Here is a 16,243-nt window from a genome sequence, read left to right as displayed (position 1 = left end):
TAAACATAACACCAAACGGTTAATCCAAACAATGATACTACTTACCGATGTATTACTTTTGTAATTAAATAACATCTAAAGAGTGTATGAAGCTGTCACCTTCAAGTGTAAGAAAAATTGTATTTTTAGCTGTTGCAGTTTTGCAATCATGTGCATCTGCAAATTTCTCTCGTGAGTTCGAGAATTCATCATTAAGGTTTAGTCGCCTTACATCGATGCCTTCTTCTCGTGCCTATATGGGGTATTGCAGTAACGGACAAACAACTTTTGTTATTGGTGGTGAAAGCAGAACGGGGGAGAGTTTTGACAATATTCTTTCTTTTAATACAAAATCAAACTCTTGGAATGAGGTAACACCTGTTCATATTAGTGCAGAGAAAAATATTAATAGTGCAATATCTAGTGGGTCGATGTTCTTATTTAACGGAACAAAAGGACAGTTAAATAGTCCGTTGTCGCCCATTGATATTAATGTTAGGGAAGTAGCATATAATAATAGAGTTCCTAAAGTAGATAATGTTAGTATTAATCCACAACCATTGTTTAAAGCTGGAATTTCTGAATACAAAGGTTACATTTATTTGTACGGAGGAATGGTTGACCATGAAACTTACTCAAATACTTTGTATCGTTTTAATGCTAAAAAGAAAGAATGGAAACAGATGGCTCATCTTCCTAAACAGATGATTACTCAAGGGCAGATTATAGATAATAAACTCTATGTTTTTGGTGGCCAGAATGATAAACCTATCGACGAAATTTATATGTATAATATAAAAGTAGATAGATGGGTAAAAGTTGGAAAGTTACCAGAACCAATTGTTGATGCAGCAATAACATCCTATAAACACCATATTATATTGTTTAGTAATGAACAGGTGTTTGTATATGATACTCATAAAGGAAGTCTGATGCGTTTCCAAACAAATATTGGAGCATTAAAAGGAATGGGTGCTACTATCTCAAATAATAATTTGATTATATTTGGGGGGATAAAGATCAATAACTCGGGGAAAGAAGTTTTTTCTTCTGCAGTTTATAAACTTGATATCTTTAAAATTATCTCATAATCTAACACGAACTCAAAAAAGAATTTATGGAAAATTCTACTATTGATATACAAGCATTTTTGCGTCAGCACATTAAAACAATGACTCCTTATTCTTCTGCAAGGGATGAATTTGAGGATGTTTCTACTACAAATATATTCTTAGATGCTAACGAAAACCCTTATGGGACTGCTTTAGGAGAACCTTATAACAGGTATCCTGATCCTTATCAAAGAGCAGTGAAGCAGAAAATTTCGGTATTAAAGGATATCCCTACAAAAAATATTTTTCTAGGTAATGGGAGTGACGAGCCAATTGATCTTCTTTATAGAGCTTTTGTAGAACCAAAAGAAGATAACGTAATTATTTTGCCTCCAACATATGGAATGTATAAAGTAAGTGCTGAGTTAAATAATGTAACTTGTAAAGAAGTGGCATTAACTACAGATCTAGATTTAGATGTTGATGGTATTTTAGCTGCAGTAGATAATAACACTAAAATTATCTTTGTCTGTTCGCCTAATAACCCAACAGGAAACGCGGTAAGTACAGATAGAATTATTGCTTTAATAGAGCAGTTTAATGGTATTGTTGTTGTTGATGAAGCATACATAGACTTTTCGGCTCAACCTAGTTTTATTCAGAAAATAGAAAAATATCCTAACTTGATTGTATTGCAAACTTTCTCAAAAGCTTGGGGTATGGCAGGTCTTCGTTTAGGGATGATGTTTGCAAATGCAGAAATTGTACGTGTTTTTAATGTAATAAAACCACCCTATAATATTAACCAATTAACACAAGAGAAAGCTTTAGAAGCATTAGATAATGTAGATAAGGTTAGGGATATGGTTGCCAAAATGTTATCAGAAAGAAACAGATTAGTAGAGGAATTTAAGGAAATGCCGTTGGTGAAAAATATATTTCCATCTGATGCTAATTTTATTTTGATTCAAGTGGATAATGCAGATGCAAATTATCAAACGTTGGTGGATCAAGGAATTATTATAAGGAATAGATCTAAGGTTCTTTTATGTGAACAAGGATTACGAATATCAATTGGAACAAAAGAAGAGAATGATGTTTTATTAGAGAAAATGAAACAATTATAATTACTTCTCACCATAAAAAAATGCATTGAAACTATAAATTTCAATGCATTTTTTTATTTAATATTGATAAGCTTGTTCGAATAATTTTCGCCAGGCATCAATTATTTTATAATGTTTTTCGCCTACTTTTTTGATCATTGTTACTCCTGTAACGTTTGCTGTAAGTAAAGCGTCGGCATCAAGTAAGTCAACTTTTCTAGCAGTAACTTTTCTAACTTTATAGCCTTTACTTTCTAGGTATGTTATGATATTTTTTCTGCCTATACCAGAAACACAGCCAACACATATTTTAGGAGTGTAAATTATTTTGTCTTTAATCCAGAATACATTTCCACTAATTGTTTCGGCAACATACCCTTCATAATTAAAAAGGATAAGATCATCTAATTCTCTTTTCTTTTTCTCTAATCCAGCAAAAGTATAGGTAAGAGAAGATAAAGTTTTACAGAAAGAAACTGGAGTTACAGGTACTTTTATTGTTTCTGCAAAATCAACATTAAGTGCATTTACATTCATTTTAGGAGTAAATGGAATAACGCTAATCATAAAATTACTTTCAGTACCTGTAGGTGTATAAAGCCCACCTTCTTGTCTCCAAAGCATTAATTTTATACGACATTCACCTTCAATATTATTTTTCTTTTTAAGTGATTTTACTACTTGGAAATAATATTCAGGATCAAGAAGTTCGTCTGTTAAATCAAGTTGTAATTCTTTGGCTCCTCGTTTTAATCTATCAATGTGATCTTTAATAAAACGAATATGCCCAGAATAAGTAATCATTGTTTCAAAGATACCATCACCATATTGAAGTCCTCTATCATTAATAGATAGAGGTGTTTTTGATGATTTTGTAACTTCATTATTATATAAGATGTAGCTCATCTTTTATTTCATTTATTAGAACTTCATTCTAGATAGTTCACGTTTCTGATCTTTTTCTTTTAGATCATTACGTTTATCGTAAAGCTTTTTACCTCTAGATAAGGCAACTTCAATTTTTGCTAAACCTCTATCATTAATAAAAAGCTGAGTTGGTATTACAGTAAAACCATTCTCTTTTACCTTTCTATCAAGCTTATCAAGCTCTTTTCTATGTAAAAGCAACTTTCTATCTGCTTTAGCTTCATGGTTATTAAACCCACCCATTTCGTAAGGAGCAATATGCATTGAACGAATAATCAATTCATCTCCAATAAAAACACAAAAAGCATCTGCTAAGCTTACTTTTTGCATTCTGATAGATTTAATTTCAGAACCTTTTAAAGATACACCTGCTACAAATTTCTCAATAAATTCGTACTCGTGAGATGCCTTTCTGTTCTTAATTTTAACCTTTTGTTTTATATCTAATTTATTTCCAGCCATTTTAATTTTCTTTAAATAGTGATCGCATCATCTTTTAAAATAGGAAGAACATTACAAGAGTCTTCAGTAGCACAATAGGCTAAATCTGATTTAGCTTTTAAACCGCTAAGTCTCTTTGCGTGAGAGGCATTTTCTTGTATTACTTTATCTACATTTCCTTTTGCTGCACGGTATTGAGTTAGTGCCATAAAAGAAGCGTCATCAATAATTTCTCCTTTATCAATTATACGATCAATCAATGCACCGGCAAATAAGGTATCTTCTAAGCTAGGATTACCTTTCCATCCAGCACAAATAATTGCAATATCTTTTCCTTGTTTTAATATGTAATCTGCTACAGTACTAACATTTAACATCGCACCAATAACAACCTGATCGGCACTTTTCTTTGCCTCTGTAATTGCAACAGTCCCGTTGGTTGTGGTCATGCAAATATCTTTACCATTGTATTCTTCTCTCATATGTTCAAAAGGAGAATTACCAATTGTAAATTCATCAACCTTTACACCACCACGTTCACCAGCAGTTACAAATCCTTTTTTTGCATATGCTAACGCTTCTTCTACTGTCATTACAGGAATAACACTTTTTACACCAGCATGTAAACCAGCTACCATACATGAAGTGGCTCTAAGTACATCTGTAACAACTGCAATCTTACCTTCCAATTTATGTAAGGAGATTAATTCGGGGGTGAGACAAGTCTCTATTTTCATAACTTAATTAACCGATATAACGCTTTTGAAAAGCAACTGCTTCTTGGAATTTATCTTCGTTGATCGAAGGTCGTAAAGCGGGCAAATCTGTAAGCGCTTGTATTAAATATTCTGTGGCGAGGTTTCCAGTTAAATCGTCTTTAGCCATTGGGCAACCACCAAGACCACCAATAGCAGTGTCTATTCTAAGGCAACCGGCTTCTAAAGATCCTTTTGCAAGATCAAACGCCATATTAGGATTACAATGCAAATGTACACCCAATTCAGTGTTCGGCAATATTTTTGATGCTTTTTCGAACAAATCTTGTATATCTTTTACACTTGCATTTCCAATTGTATCTGCAAAAGAGATTATTTTAACACCCATTTCTTTTAAATCAAGTGCCATTTTTAATACCTGATCGAAAGAGATATCTTCATTATAAGGGTTCCCAAAACTCATAGATAAATAAACGACAGGCTCTTTATCATTTTCTTCACAAATACTAATTATATCTTTTAGAAGTAATTTAGCTTCGCTGATCGACTTTTTAGTATTTCTTTGTTGAAATGTTTCTGAAACCGACAGAGGAAAACCCAGATAACGGATCTCATTATATTGAGCAGCTTCTTCAGCACCTCTTTTATTGACAACAATAGCTAATAATTTTGTAGTTGATTTATCGAGATTAAGTCCTGCCAAAACTTCCTTCGTATCCTTCATCTGAGGAATTGCTTTAGGCGATACAAAGCTACCAAAATCCAGTGTATCAAAACCCACTTCTAACAATAAGTTAAGGTACTCTATTTTTGTTTGTGTTGGGATGAAGTTTGACAATCCTTGCATCGCATCTCTAGGACACTCTATAATTTTTATCATTATTTGTTTACAGTTTTATCAATTTTTTTCTTTAGGTGATTTTGATATAACCATTCACCTACAAAACATAATGAAAAGATTAAAAATGCTGTTAAAATTCCTTCTAAGTTATTCTTCGATTGTTGAATAGTAAGTATAAAGAAAGCTGCAAAACAGCATATGAAACCAATTATAGTAATTACTTTATTTGCCCCTAGCTCTTTTGCTTTTTTGAAGGCAATATAATTTACGATACCAAAAATAATAAGGAAACCTGCACTACCAGAAGTTGAAATACTTTCTAAATCAATAGTATTAGCAATCACTAAAGATAATATGGTAATAATGAACAAACCAAAAGGTTTTCCCCATAAAGTTCTTGTAAACTCTGTTGGTAATTCATTATAAACAGCAACCTCGTAGTTTACACGACTACCACCCAATAATGTAGCATTTATTGCAGAAAAAGTAGATATCATTGCTGCGATAGAGATTATTGTAAATCCAACTTGCCCAAATTTAGGTTTAGCGGCTTCTGCTAAGACATATTCTGCAGCTTTACCAATTGATGCAAAATCTAAAGAGCCAACAGTAACTATTGCGATTGCTATATATAAACAGATAACAAAAATAACAGATCCATAATATGCTCTAGGTATGTTAATTCTTGGTTTATCAATATCTGGAGCAGAGTTAGCAATTAATTCAAAACCTTCATAAGCCACAAATATTACCATACCACCAGCAATTAATTGTAAAGGACTTTCCCAGTTTTCTGGGTTAAGTTGCTGAAAGTTTGGATTATCTGTAATTCCCCAAAAACCTGCTGCAACAAATGCTAAAAGAATAACTAACTTAATAATCACCGCAAAAGCTTCAACTTCTCCGACTACCTTAATACTGTAATAATTTATAAAAGTTGAAATAAGTATAATACCTGATAAGAATATATGCTGATCTAGCTCGACATTTCCTGTAATCTGAATTAGACTTGATGCGTAAGCTCCAAATGCAGAAGAATAGAGTGATAACATAATAATATAACTTACCCAAAGCATATTATTAAGTCCTCCACTAAAAATAGAGTAACCAAACCCTTCGTTAATAAAACGAACAGTACCTCCCTCATCTGGATAAGCAACAGATAATTTAGCGTATGAATAGGCCGTCATTAGAGCAATCATACCAGCTACGAAAAATGAAATTGGAACACCACCTTTGGCCAAAGTAACTGATAGACCTAAGACAGCAAATATGCCACCACCTACCATTCCACCAATACCAATAGATATAGCGTCTTTTAAACTTATTTTTGAGTTATCCTCCATTATAATTGATTGGGTTTTATTTTGTAAATCTAATATAAAGATAAAACCTAGCTTTATATGATATACTAAGTACTTAGTTAATACAATTTATTTATATTTTTATATCAGAAGAATTTATTAAATCAAAGAAGTACAAAAATGAAAGTATACTTATATGTTCTTATAGTTCTATCTTTTTTAGGTTGCTCATCAAAAAATAAAAAAGAGACAGTAACAAAGAACAATCATGATAAAGAGGTTATAACAGAGACCAACGACATTAAGAGAATTGATAAATTATATGAACATTCAATTTATGGCTTAAAAACCCCATTTGAACATACAGAAATGCTTGGTCAGATTAGAAAGGCATTTCCTCAATACAAGACTAGTAAAATAATAGGCCGTCAAGATGGTCCCGATTTTCCACTCTATGTTGTAAAAAATAGAGAAGAAGAGGTCTTATTATTTTCTATGGATTGGAAAGATACCTTGAAGTTAAATAGTATCTATGTTAGAACTTCAGAAATAATTGATGAATATGGATTAAAAGTAGGGGATGGTTATCACGAAATAAAATCAAAAAGAAACCAATTAATAAAGACAACAATGGATTATCATCAGCATACATATGCTTATGTTGATGGTTCAAATATTATGTATGAAATAACGGGTGACGTTAGTTTACCAGATACTGTTAATATTGAAGATGTGAAATTTACAGAAGAGCAGTTGAAGGATTGGAAAATTGAATCAATAATTTGGAGAGAATAGAACACTGTAAACCTAAGTTCTTAACCTCATTATTTATTACTATTATCAAGAATAAGATCATTTTATGAATACCCAATCAAATAAGATACTCCTTTTCGAAAAACCATTATTTTCTTGGTATAAAATACAAACACCTATTGATGAAAAGATAGAATTACCTTCACAATCTTGTTTTGCTTACATTATTGAAGGAGAGGGGCAAGATTTATCTAAATCAGGTTTTTTAGCAAAAACGGGGACTATAATCCTTTCTTTATGTGGTAAAACAGTAGGACGTACTATTTCAAAAACGGAATCAGGTTTTTTGAATTGTATGATAGTTCATTTTGATAGAGATATATTAAAAAAAGTATTTAATAATGAAAAACCAAAGTTTTGGAAAGAACTGATACAACCATTAAAAAGAGATATAACACAGCAAGATGCAACCGCATTGGTGAGTTCATACTTTTTGAGTATTTCTAATTTTTTCGATCATCAAAATGCTTTAAGCGATGAGATTTTATCAATTAAATTAAAAGAGATTGTATTGTTGCTCCTACAAAGTGATGAGAACTCAGACCTAAATACTATTATAAGAAGTTTATTTTCTGATAAGACTTTTTCATTTCAAGAAATAATTGAAGCAAATTTATATGTACCGTTAGATTTGAATAGGTTAGCAGGAATGACAAATAACAGTTTAGCTTCTTTTAAAAGAAAATTCACAAAAATATATCAAGTTTCGCCTGCAAAATATATTAGACAAAAGAAGTTAGAGAAAGCAAAAAGTATATTGGCTTCATCTCAAGATTCTATTAGTGATGTGTGTTATGATTGTGGCTTTACAAACCCTGTTAGTTTTTCAAGATTATTCAAGTTAGCATACAATATATCACCTTCAGATTACCGTTTGAGCTTTAATGTATAGCAATTGAGCTTTTTTGTAAAATATTGATTTTAAATAGCTTGTAGATTTGTATCAAGATTTAAAGGTATTGAAAAATAGCTTTGATTTAGTTAACCTAATTTAAATTTTGAATACTATGAAATTTTTAGAATCTACAAAAAAGATGATGCGTGCAGTTGCTTTTGAACGTTATGGTAACCCAGAAGAAGTGATGAAAGTTATTAATGACCAAGAGATACCTAAACCAAATGCAAACCAAGTTTTAGTAAAAATTACATATTCATCTATTAATGCTGCTGATCAGCATATGATTAGAGCAAATTACCTTATCATTAGGCTACTACTAGGTTTATTTAAACCAGCAAAGAAAAATAGAATAGTAGGGATGGATATCACAGGCTCGATTGAAGCAGTAGGTGATAATGTAAAAGATTTTAATATCGGTGATGAAATTGTAGCTGATATGCGTAAATCTTTAGGAGGTGGATTTGCTGAATATGCAATTGTAGATGTTGAAAATTTAGTGAAAATACCATCAAATGTTTCTCATGAACAAGCAGCTACTGTACCTATTTCAGGTCAAGCAGCAATGATGGGTATCCTTCTTTGTGAAATTCAACCTGGAGATCGTGTATTAATTAATGGTGCTTCTGGAGGGGTTGGTTCTTTTGGTGTTCAACTCGCAAAATATAAAGGAGCACATGTTACAGCAATATGTTCTTCTGAAAAAGCTTCTGCTGTAAAAAGTTGGGGAGCCGATGAAGTGATCGATTATAAAAAGACTTCAGTTAGTGAATTAGAAAACGATTCTTATGATAAAGTATTTGATGTAGCATCTTTTAGAAGCCCCAAAGATTTTAAAAAGACCCTAAAAAAAGATGGACGTTATATATTAGTTGGAGGTAATTATTATAATATGCTTAAGGTGAAATTCTTTGGTAAATGCTATGCTAGAGGTACTCAGAAATTTAAAAGTTTAACTCAAGATGTAGAAGTTAACGAAAATATTAAAACGGTACTCGATCTGATTGGTAAAGGAAAAGTTATACCTGCAATTCAAAAAACAATCTCTTTAGAAGACGTTCCAAGTGCTATAGGTAGTCTTGAAAAACGTACTATAGTTGGTAAAGTTATTGTAAATCTTAATGCTTAATTGTATTACAGTAATTATTAGAAGTTCTTATAAGTAAAAATATTGATCATAAGGTCGGTTAAATATGCATAGTGTATATTAGCACTTTCAATACTAAGAACGGAAACTATTAACAATGGCTTATTTAGCAGTTAACAACCAAGAGCTATACTATGCAGATTATGGCGATAAATCTGCACCTCCAATATTATTCTTACATGGTTTTTTAATGAACTCAGAGATGTTTGATGCTCAAGTAGCTTATCTTTCATCATGTTACAGAGTTATTACCTTAGATGCGCGAGCTTTTGGTAAAACGAAATGGGATGGGCAACCATTTTCATTATATGATTTAGTAGATGATGCAATTTCATTATTGGATCATTTAAGTATAGAAAGGGCAATTTTAGCAGGTATGTCTCAAGGTGGATATGTAGCATTAAGGGCTGCATTAAAATATCCAAATAGAGTAAATGGCCTTGTCTTAATTAGTACGTCTGGGGTTGTAGACCCAATTTCGATAAAAGAAATCTATATAGAATCTAGAGATGTTTGGGTAAATAATGGCTTAGTACCTCCTTTGCATGAAGGTTTAATGACGGGTATTATTGGTCCGAAAGAAACGTATGAAGTTTATTGGGATAAGTGGACACCTGAATGGAAGAAAAGAACAGGTGAAGAAATTTATCATGCTATGAATGCCTTGATCAATAGAGATGATATAGAAGAATTTATCAAAAATATTACTGTTCCAGCTTTAATTATTCATGGAGAAGCAGATCAAGGTGTACCTTATGAAGAAGGTTTGTTTTTACATAATACGTTGCAGAAATCCGTGGGGGTGATTACGATTAAGGAAGGGTGTCATACCTCAATAATGACTCATTCAGATACGGTTAATGCTAGTTTGCTCTATTATCTTGAAAATGATTTCACAAAAACAAGAGAAACAAGTAGATACTAGTGAGAAAGGTATACAACTTCTAATTTTCAATAAATTTTAAAGTAATTGATCAAGATATAAAAAATGGCTGTCCTACTTTTTTAAGTGAGACAGCCATTTTATATTTAATAGAGTGAGATTATTAAATTACGCCATAGGCTAAAAGTGCATCAGCAACTTTTACAAAGCCACCAATGTTGGCACCTTTTACATAATCTACCCAATCTTCTTCTTGACCATATTTTACACACTTCTTATGAATCTTCTTCATAATATCTTGTAGTTTTTGGTCAACTTCTTCAAAACTCCATTGTAAACGCATAGAGTTTTGTGTCATTTCCAATCCAGAAATAGCAACACCACCAGCATTGGCAGCTTTACCAGGACCGTACATGATTTTATGTTTTTCAAAAACCTTAACTGCACCAATCGTAGACGGCATGTTCGCTCCTTCACAAACAAGGATACAACCATTAGCCATTAATTTTTCGGCATCTTTGTCGTCTAACTCATTTTGAGTTGCAGAAGGGAATGCTAAATCAGCTTTAATACCCCAAGGTCTTTCACCTTCGTGATAAGAAGAGCCTTCATACTTAGCAACATATTCTGCAAGAGAAGTACGTTTTACATTCTTTAATTCTTGAATGTAAGCTAATTTTTCTGTGTCAATACCATTAGGGTCATGTAAAAAACCACCACGGTCAGACATAGTAATCACTTTAGCACCTAGCTGAGTAAGTTTCTCTACAGTATATTGAGCAACGTTACCAGATCCTGAAACAATAGCAACTTTATTATCGAAGCCATCATTACGCACTGCTAACATTTCTTTAGCAAAGTATACAGAACCATAACCAGTAGCTTCAGTTCTAGCGTTAGAACCACCAAAAGCAAGGTTTTTTCCTGTAAGAACACCTGTAAATTCATTTTTGATTCTACGGTATTGACCATACATAAAACTTACTTCTCTACCGCCAACACCAATATCACCAGCAGGTACATCAGTATCTTTACCAATATGTCTGTAAAGTTCTGTCATGAATGCTTGACAGAAACGCATTATTTCGTTGTCAGATTTTCCTTTAGGGTTAAAGTCAGATCCACCTTTAGCACCACCCATTGGTAGTGTAGTTAAAGAGTTCTTAAGTACTTGTTCAAAACCTAAGAATTTTAAAGTACCTAATGTAACAGATTTATCAAAGCGTAAACCACCTTTGTAAGGACCAATAGCACCGTTAAATTGCACACGGTATCCACGGTTTACACGGATATTACCTTCGTCATCTTGCCAAGTAACACGGAAACTGATAACTCTATCAGGTTCAGTCATTCTTTCTAAGATAGAAGCATCAAGGTATTTTTGGTTTTCATTGATGAAAGGGATTAATTTTTCAGCAACTTCTTCCACTGCTTGGTGGAATTCTGGCTGTCCAGGGTTTCTACGTACGAGACCCTGCATGAAGCTATTTAATTCAAGCTCTTGCATTTGATTTTTAACGAGGTTAGTGTTCTTATTATGTTTATTGTGGATTATCAAATAGATAATCTATGTGTTCCGTTCTTATTTATCTAGATCAACCTTACAAGATAATAAAGTTATATCATCTGCATAAGCTTGGTGACCTTTAAATGTATTTAATAAAGCAATTAGATTTTTATGCATTTCTTTTTGATTACAACTAAGATTTGCAATTAAAAATTCTTCTAGCTTATCATCTCCTAATTCTTCATCTTCATCATTATAAGTTTCAGTGAAACCGTCTGTGAATCCGAATACGAAGAACTTACGCAAGTTATTAATTTCTTCGACTTCTATAAAGGGTAATTTAGTGAATGATCCTAAAATTGTTGTTCCAGTTTCAAGTCGAGAGAATTTACCATCAACAACTAAGAAAGGAGGGTTGTGACCAGCATTTATAAACTTTATCGTTTCATTTTTTATAGAATACTCCATAAAAAATGCTGTAATGAAATTTTCTCCTTCTGCACTTTCTAGAATTTGAGTGTTTGCTTCATGAACTATGCTTTCTAAATCCATACCTCTTCTAGCTAAAGCTCTAATAGTACCTTGGAAATTAGACATAAGGATAGCAGCAGGAACACCTTTACCAGAAACATCTGCAATAGACATTAAAAACTTATCATCAGACATCTGGATAAAGTCATAATAATCTCCACCAATAGAATGGTGAGGCATGTAACTGGCATGAATAGATACAGGTACATTATCACCGTAAGGAAGTTTTTTAGGGAAAAGCATTTCTTGAACATGAGAGGCAATTTCTAATTGCTTCTTAGTCTCCTTTTGTTTTTCTTCTTTACGTGCTAATTTTTTATTTTCAATAGCAACAAGGATAATGTTACTAAGTGCTTCAGCAAATCCAGTATCTCTTAAATCACTTAAGTGTTTTTCTTCAGCAAATCCCACCAATGCATAAGCTAGAATTTCGTTTTTATGCTTAATTGGCATTATAGATTCAAATTGTTCAAATCCAGATGGGTGATTCGTTATTTTTGATAGTTTTTTATATTCTTCAAATGCTTTAGGGAATCGTTCTGTAAGGTCATGATCATGGTTACCATGGTTTACTTCTCTTACAAGTTCATCCTTGTCTTCGTTAAATACAAATAAAACTAGGTTTGTAATACTAGGGTTTGACGTTAAAGTCAATTTATAAATCGTATATAAGTCTTCTTCAGACTGATTGGCGTTAATTGCACTTATGGTTTCAAAAAGAGACCCTAATTGCATTTGCTTAAGCATTAATTGCTTTTCTGTTGTATTCGCCATGTTCTTAAATAAGTATCTTTAATTATTTGTTTTTGAATGAGGATCATAAGCATCTCTCAATCCATTACCGATTAAATTAAAAGCCAATACGGTAAGGCTAATAGCAAGACACGGGAAAATAATTAAATGCCAATGTCCAGTTGGTGTTAATTCTGTTAAACCGTCTTTTATCATAGTGCCCCATGATGGCATAGATGGAGGGCCACCTAAACCTAAAAAGCTTAAACCCGCTTCAATTAATATTGCTGATGCAAAATTAGAAGCACATATTACTGCTAATGGTCCTAAGATATTAGGTAAAATATGATGAATTATGATACGGTAATTTGAAAAACCTAATGCTTTTGTTGCCTCAATATAATCTTTTTGTTTAATCGATAGAATTTGTCCACGCACAACACGTGCAACTTCTACCCACATTGTTAAACCTACAGCCACAAATGTAACCCAGATTCCTTCACTTTGTAATGCCAACCTTACAGCCACAACAAGCATAATTGCTGGAATAGACCAAGTAATTGTCATTAACCAAAGTGCTAATTTATCAATGTAACCACCAAAGTAACCACTTAATGATCCCATTAATATACCAATACTTAAGGAAATGATCAATGATATAAATCCAATTGTTAGAGATACCCTTGTTCCAAAGATTAAACGGCTTAGAACATCTCGACCAATTTTATCTGTTCCTAAAATAAAGGTCCTTGTTTCAACACATTTATCCCAAAATTCATCTTCTAGTTTATCTTTATCTATTGTTCTTATTATCTGATTTTCATCTAAATAAGTAATACTCTTAGGTCTTACAATAAAATTGTGTGCTAAGTTTTTACCTAGAATTTCAGAAGGAGAAGCGTATATAGGTTTTACCACAGAGATTAAGGGTAAACTTAATTTAAGTCTACGAGTTGTTCTAAGTGATCTTTTTTCTAACCCAGGATATAAAATAAAGAAAACAGAGTCTTTTTCTATGGTTGGTGTACCTACGATTGGGATTTCGTGGTATTTACTTTCTTCACCATTAATAAGTTTATCTAAGATTGTTGGTGTAGGAACATGAATGTTTTTTCTCTCACGTATAACATCTACGGTAAAAAAAGGACCTTTTCGAGGTACTTCTAATAAGCCATCGTTTGCAAAGTTAGAGCCGTCTGGCATAATTAAATACCCTAAAATGGCAAGACAAGTCATGAGAAATACATAGGCAACAGAAATTACAGCAAGTGTATTTTTCTTGAACCTTTTCTTCACAAAATGTGTGGGAGATTTATGTATTTCGTAAGTTGTCATTAATGATTATACAATATGTATTGAAAGCTTAGATTCTATTGAGAGTTGTGTGCAAATAGCCCTTTTTTGGATGCTAAATAATGATATGATGTAAAATTAGTATCAAAATCCTTAATAGCAATTTCTATTTCATCAGATGGAGATGAAAAACATCTTACCCATTCTTTCTGAATTAACGTTTTAAGTTCTATACCTAAAGTAGCTGTATCAATATTTACCTCTTCTTTTAATGATGAAAAGCTGGTAACAAAGTATAATTCATCAAGAATTTTGTATTGAATTTCAGTCATAAAAAATAGTTCTACTCTAATTAATGGTCAAAAATAATAAATTCAATTGATTAAACGCTAAATATTCTGTTCTTCCATGAATACTTCGTGAAAGTAGCTAATAATCCTATAAATATTGCATAAAAAGGATAAAAAAGAGATAGGAACGGGACTGTGTAGAGGAGTGATAAATCATTAAACCATTTTAAAGCAGATTTCATATAGAATAATTCACAAACCCACCTTAAGCAAAGTGCAACAACAAAAATATTTATATGCCCATTAAAGAACAATGTATGAATGCCGCTGAAATAAAAAGTCAGATGAAAAATGAAAATAAAAACAGCAGTATATTGTGGCCCTTTATTTTTATAATGTTTCCATTTACTTGCCCATCTAACCCTCTGATTAATAAAGCTAATTATTGACTTAGGTGGGGTAGTTGAAACAATAGCATCGTGGTTTTTTAAAAAGACAATTTTTGATGGATCTTCTTTAGCCAACTGATGTAAAAAGAATTCATCGTCGCCAGTAGGTATATGTGCGTGTTCTTTATAATTATTTTGTTGTAAAAATGCGGTCCTTTCAAAAGCTAAATTTGCTGCATTACACATATTTGGAGTTTGATTTCTAATTGATGCCGCTCCGGTAATTATTAATGAAGAAAATTCAACACTCATTAAACGCTCAAAAAATGATTTGTATGTAAAGTGTACAGGTCCGGATACCATTAACGCCCCTGTTTCTTGGTAACAATTTACAATACTCTTCACCCAGTTTTTTGGTTGAGTACAATCAGCATCAGTAGTGACTATTAATTGTGCTTTTGTATGTTCAATACCAAAACGAATGGCTTGTTTTTTACCTTGTAGATAGTTTGGTAGATTTAAAACTGTGGATTTATTTAGGGTGTTCCCTTTTAATAATTGATATGTTGTATCATCAGAATGGTCGTTTATAAAAATAAATTCTAAGTTTTTATAAGATTGGTTACTTAAAGATTCAAGCAGTTTTTCTACATTATCTGCTTCATTTCTTAACGCAATAATAACACAAACTGTAGTGTTTTCTTGTAGACTACGAGGTGTATTGTCATAATCAAAAGATAAGTTCCAGCCCTTTGATAAACGTATCAAACCAAAAAAATAAATAACGACAAGTATTAAAAAGAAAATTTCCAATGCTCAGGTTTTGCTAAATGTATTGTATCATGCAATATTGTAAATACAAAATTGATTTTATCAACTATTATAAAAGAAAATAAAAGATGTCATTAGAAATAGGACAAGTTGCACCAGATTTTACAAGTATCGATCAAGATGGAAATGAAATTAAACTTTCTGATTATAAAGGAAAGAAAGTCGTTTTGTATTTCTACCCAAAAGATATGACGCCTGGTTGTACGGCAGAAGCATGTGATCTAAGAGATAATTACGAAAAATTACTTGCTGAAGGATGGGTTGTTTTAGGTGTAAGTACAGATGCAGCAGAAAGACATCAGCGTTTTATTGCTAAATATGATTTGCCTTTTCCTTTAATTGCAGACGTAGATCATAAAGTTCATGACTTATATGGTACTTGGCAATTAAAGAAAACGTTTGGAAAAGAGTACATGGGGACTGTTAGAACCACTTTTTTGATAGATGAGAAGGGAATTTTAACGGACATTATTAAAAAGGTGAAGACGAAAGAGCATACTAAACAGATAATTAGTTAAGTTTGCACTTGGAAAAATAAATGAGAATCGAATCTCATCAATATATAA

Annotated in this window: 17 protein-coding genes; 7 read left to right on the top strand and 10 right to left on the bottom strand. The window is 32.1% G+C overall.

Annotated elements, in window-relative coordinates; all coding sequences use genetic code 11:
* Positions 1–86 precede the first annotated feature (86 nt).
* The gene (locus KM029_RS06440) at positions 87–1,070 is read left to right on the top strand and encodes a Kelch repeat-containing protein (RefSeq protein WP_144072485.1); all 984 of its coding nucleotides are present in this window, start codon (positions 87–89) and stop codon (positions 1,068–1,070) included.
* A 26-nt stretch (positions 1,071–1,096) separates the two neighbouring features.
* The gene (hisC, locus tag KM029_RS06435) at positions 1,097–2,158 is read left to right on the top strand and encodes a histidinol-phosphate transaminase (RefSeq protein ID WP_144072484.1); all 1,062 of its coding nucleotides are present in this window, start codon (positions 1,097–1,099) and stop codon (positions 2,156–2,158) included.
* Positions 2,159–2,215: 57 nt separating this feature from the next.
* Here hisC and KM029_RS06430 read toward each other — a convergent pair whose 3' ends face one another.
* Genes KM029_RS06430 through KM029_RS06410 form a run of 5 tightly spaced genes read right to left on the bottom strand, consistent with a single transcriptional unit; the run spans position 2,216 to position 6,408 of the window.
* Positions 2,216–3,043, bottom strand: coding sequence for an aminotransferase class IV (locus KM029_RS06430; RefSeq protein ID WP_144072483.1), 828 nt, complete (start codon positions 3,041–3,043; stop codon positions 2,216–2,218).
* A gap of 15 nt (positions 3,044–3,058) precedes the next feature.
* On the bottom strand, positions 3,059–3,526 hold the full coding sequence (smpB, locus tag KM029_RS06425) for an SsrA-binding protein SmpB (protein WP_144072482.1): 468 nt from the start codon (positions 3,524–3,526) through the stop codon (positions 3,059–3,061).
* 11 nt (positions 3,527–3,537) lie between these two features.
* Complete coding sequence (locus KM029_RS06420; protein WP_144072481.1) at positions 3,538–4,242, bottom strand: 2-phosphosulfolactate phosphatase; 705 nt, start codon at positions 4,240–4,242, stop codon at positions 3,538–3,540.
* 7 nt (positions 4,243–4,249) lie between these two features.
* On the bottom strand, positions 4,250–5,068 hold the full coding sequence (locus KM029_RS06415) for a beta/alpha barrel domain-containing protein (protein WP_240050278.1): 819 nt from the start codon (positions 5,066–5,068) through the stop codon (positions 4,250–4,252).
* Between the two features lie 32 nt (positions 5,069–5,100).
* Positions 5,101–6,408, bottom strand: coding sequence for an APC family permease (locus KM029_RS06410; RefSeq protein ID WP_144072479.1), 1,308 nt, complete (start codon positions 6,406–6,408; stop codon positions 5,101–5,103).
* Positions 6,409–6,546: 138 nt separating this feature from the next.
* Between KM029_RS06410 and KM029_RS06405 the strand changes: the two genes are divergently transcribed.
* From KM029_RS06405 to KM029_RS06390, 4 genes are all read left to right on the top strand, one after another.
* Entirely contained in the window at positions 6,547–7,161 is a 615-nt protein-coding gene (locus KM029_RS06405; RefSeq protein WP_144072478.1) for a DUF1131 family protein, read from the top strand.
* A gap of 64 nt (positions 7,162–7,225) precedes the next feature.
* A complete protein-coding gene (locus KM029_RS06400) occupies positions 7,226–8,071 on the top strand; it encodes a helix-turn-helix domain-containing protein (protein WP_144072477.1) in 846 nt (281 codons plus the stop codon).
* A gap of 115 nt (positions 8,072–8,186) precedes the next feature.
* Complete coding sequence (locus tag KM029_RS06395) at positions 8,187–9,203, top strand: NAD(P)-dependent alcohol dehydrogenase (RefSeq protein ID WP_144072476.1); 1,017 nt, start codon at positions 8,187–8,189, stop codon at positions 9,201–9,203.
* Positions 9,204–9,318: 115 nt separating this feature from the next.
* On the top strand, positions 9,319–10,146 hold the full coding sequence (locus KM029_RS06390; protein ID WP_144072475.1) for an alpha/beta fold hydrolase: 828 nt from the start codon (positions 9,319–9,321) through the stop codon (positions 10,144–10,146).
* 121 nt (positions 10,147–10,267) lie between these two features.
* Here the strand turns inward: KM029_RS06390 and gdhA are convergent, their stop codons facing one another.
* The 5 genes from gdhA to KM029_RS06365 all read right to left on the bottom strand — a co-directional run bounded on the left by gdhA (position 10,268) and on the right by KM029_RS06365 (position 15,614).
* Positions 10,268–11,611 (bottom strand): NADP-specific glutamate dehydrogenase, encoded by a 1,344-nt coding sequence (gdhA, locus tag KM029_RS06385; RefSeq protein ID WP_144072474.1) that lies wholly within the window; start codon positions 11,609–11,611, stop codon positions 10,268–10,270.
* A 75-nt stretch (positions 11,612–11,686) separates the two neighbouring features.
* Positions 11,687–12,916 (bottom strand): PP2C family protein-serine/threonine phosphatase, encoded by a 1,230-nt coding sequence (locus KM029_RS06380; RefSeq protein WP_144072473.1) that lies wholly within the window; start codon positions 12,914–12,916, stop codon positions 11,687–11,689.
* Between the two features lie 18 nt (positions 12,917–12,934).
* Positions 12,935–14,209: an ABC transporter permease gene (locus KM029_RS06375; RefSeq protein WP_144072472.1), complete on the bottom strand. Its 1,275-nt coding sequence runs from the start codon at positions 14,207–14,209 to the stop codon at positions 12,935–12,937.
* A 35-nt stretch (positions 14,210–14,244) separates the two neighbouring features.
* Entirely contained in the window at positions 14,245–14,499 is a 255-nt protein-coding gene (locus tag KM029_RS06370) for a helix-turn-helix domain-containing protein (protein ID WP_144072471.1), read from the bottom strand.
* Positions 14,500–14,549: 50 nt separating this feature from the next.
* Entirely contained in the window at positions 14,550–15,614 is a 1,065-nt protein-coding gene (locus KM029_RS06365; protein ID WP_158630978.1) for a glycosyltransferase, read from the bottom strand.
* 131 nt (positions 15,615–15,745) lie between these two features.
* Between KM029_RS06365 and bcp the strand changes: the two genes are divergently transcribed.
* The gene (bcp, locus tag KM029_RS06360) at positions 15,746–16,195 is read left to right on the top strand and encodes a thioredoxin-dependent thiol peroxidase (RefSeq protein ID WP_144072469.1); all 450 of its coding nucleotides are present in this window, start codon (positions 15,746–15,748) and stop codon (positions 16,193–16,195) included.
* The last annotated feature ends 48 nt before the right edge of the window (positions 16,196–16,243 follow it).

This window comes from Flammeovirga kamogawensis, assembly GCF_018736065.1.
In the GTDB taxonomy this organism is placed as follows: Bacteria; Bacteroidota; Bacteroidia; order Cytophagales; family Flammeovirgaceae; genus Flammeovirga; species Flammeovirga kamogawensis.
The sequence above is the reverse complement of the archived record's forward strand: the minus strand, read 5'-3'. Positions and strand labels throughout refer to the sequence as shown.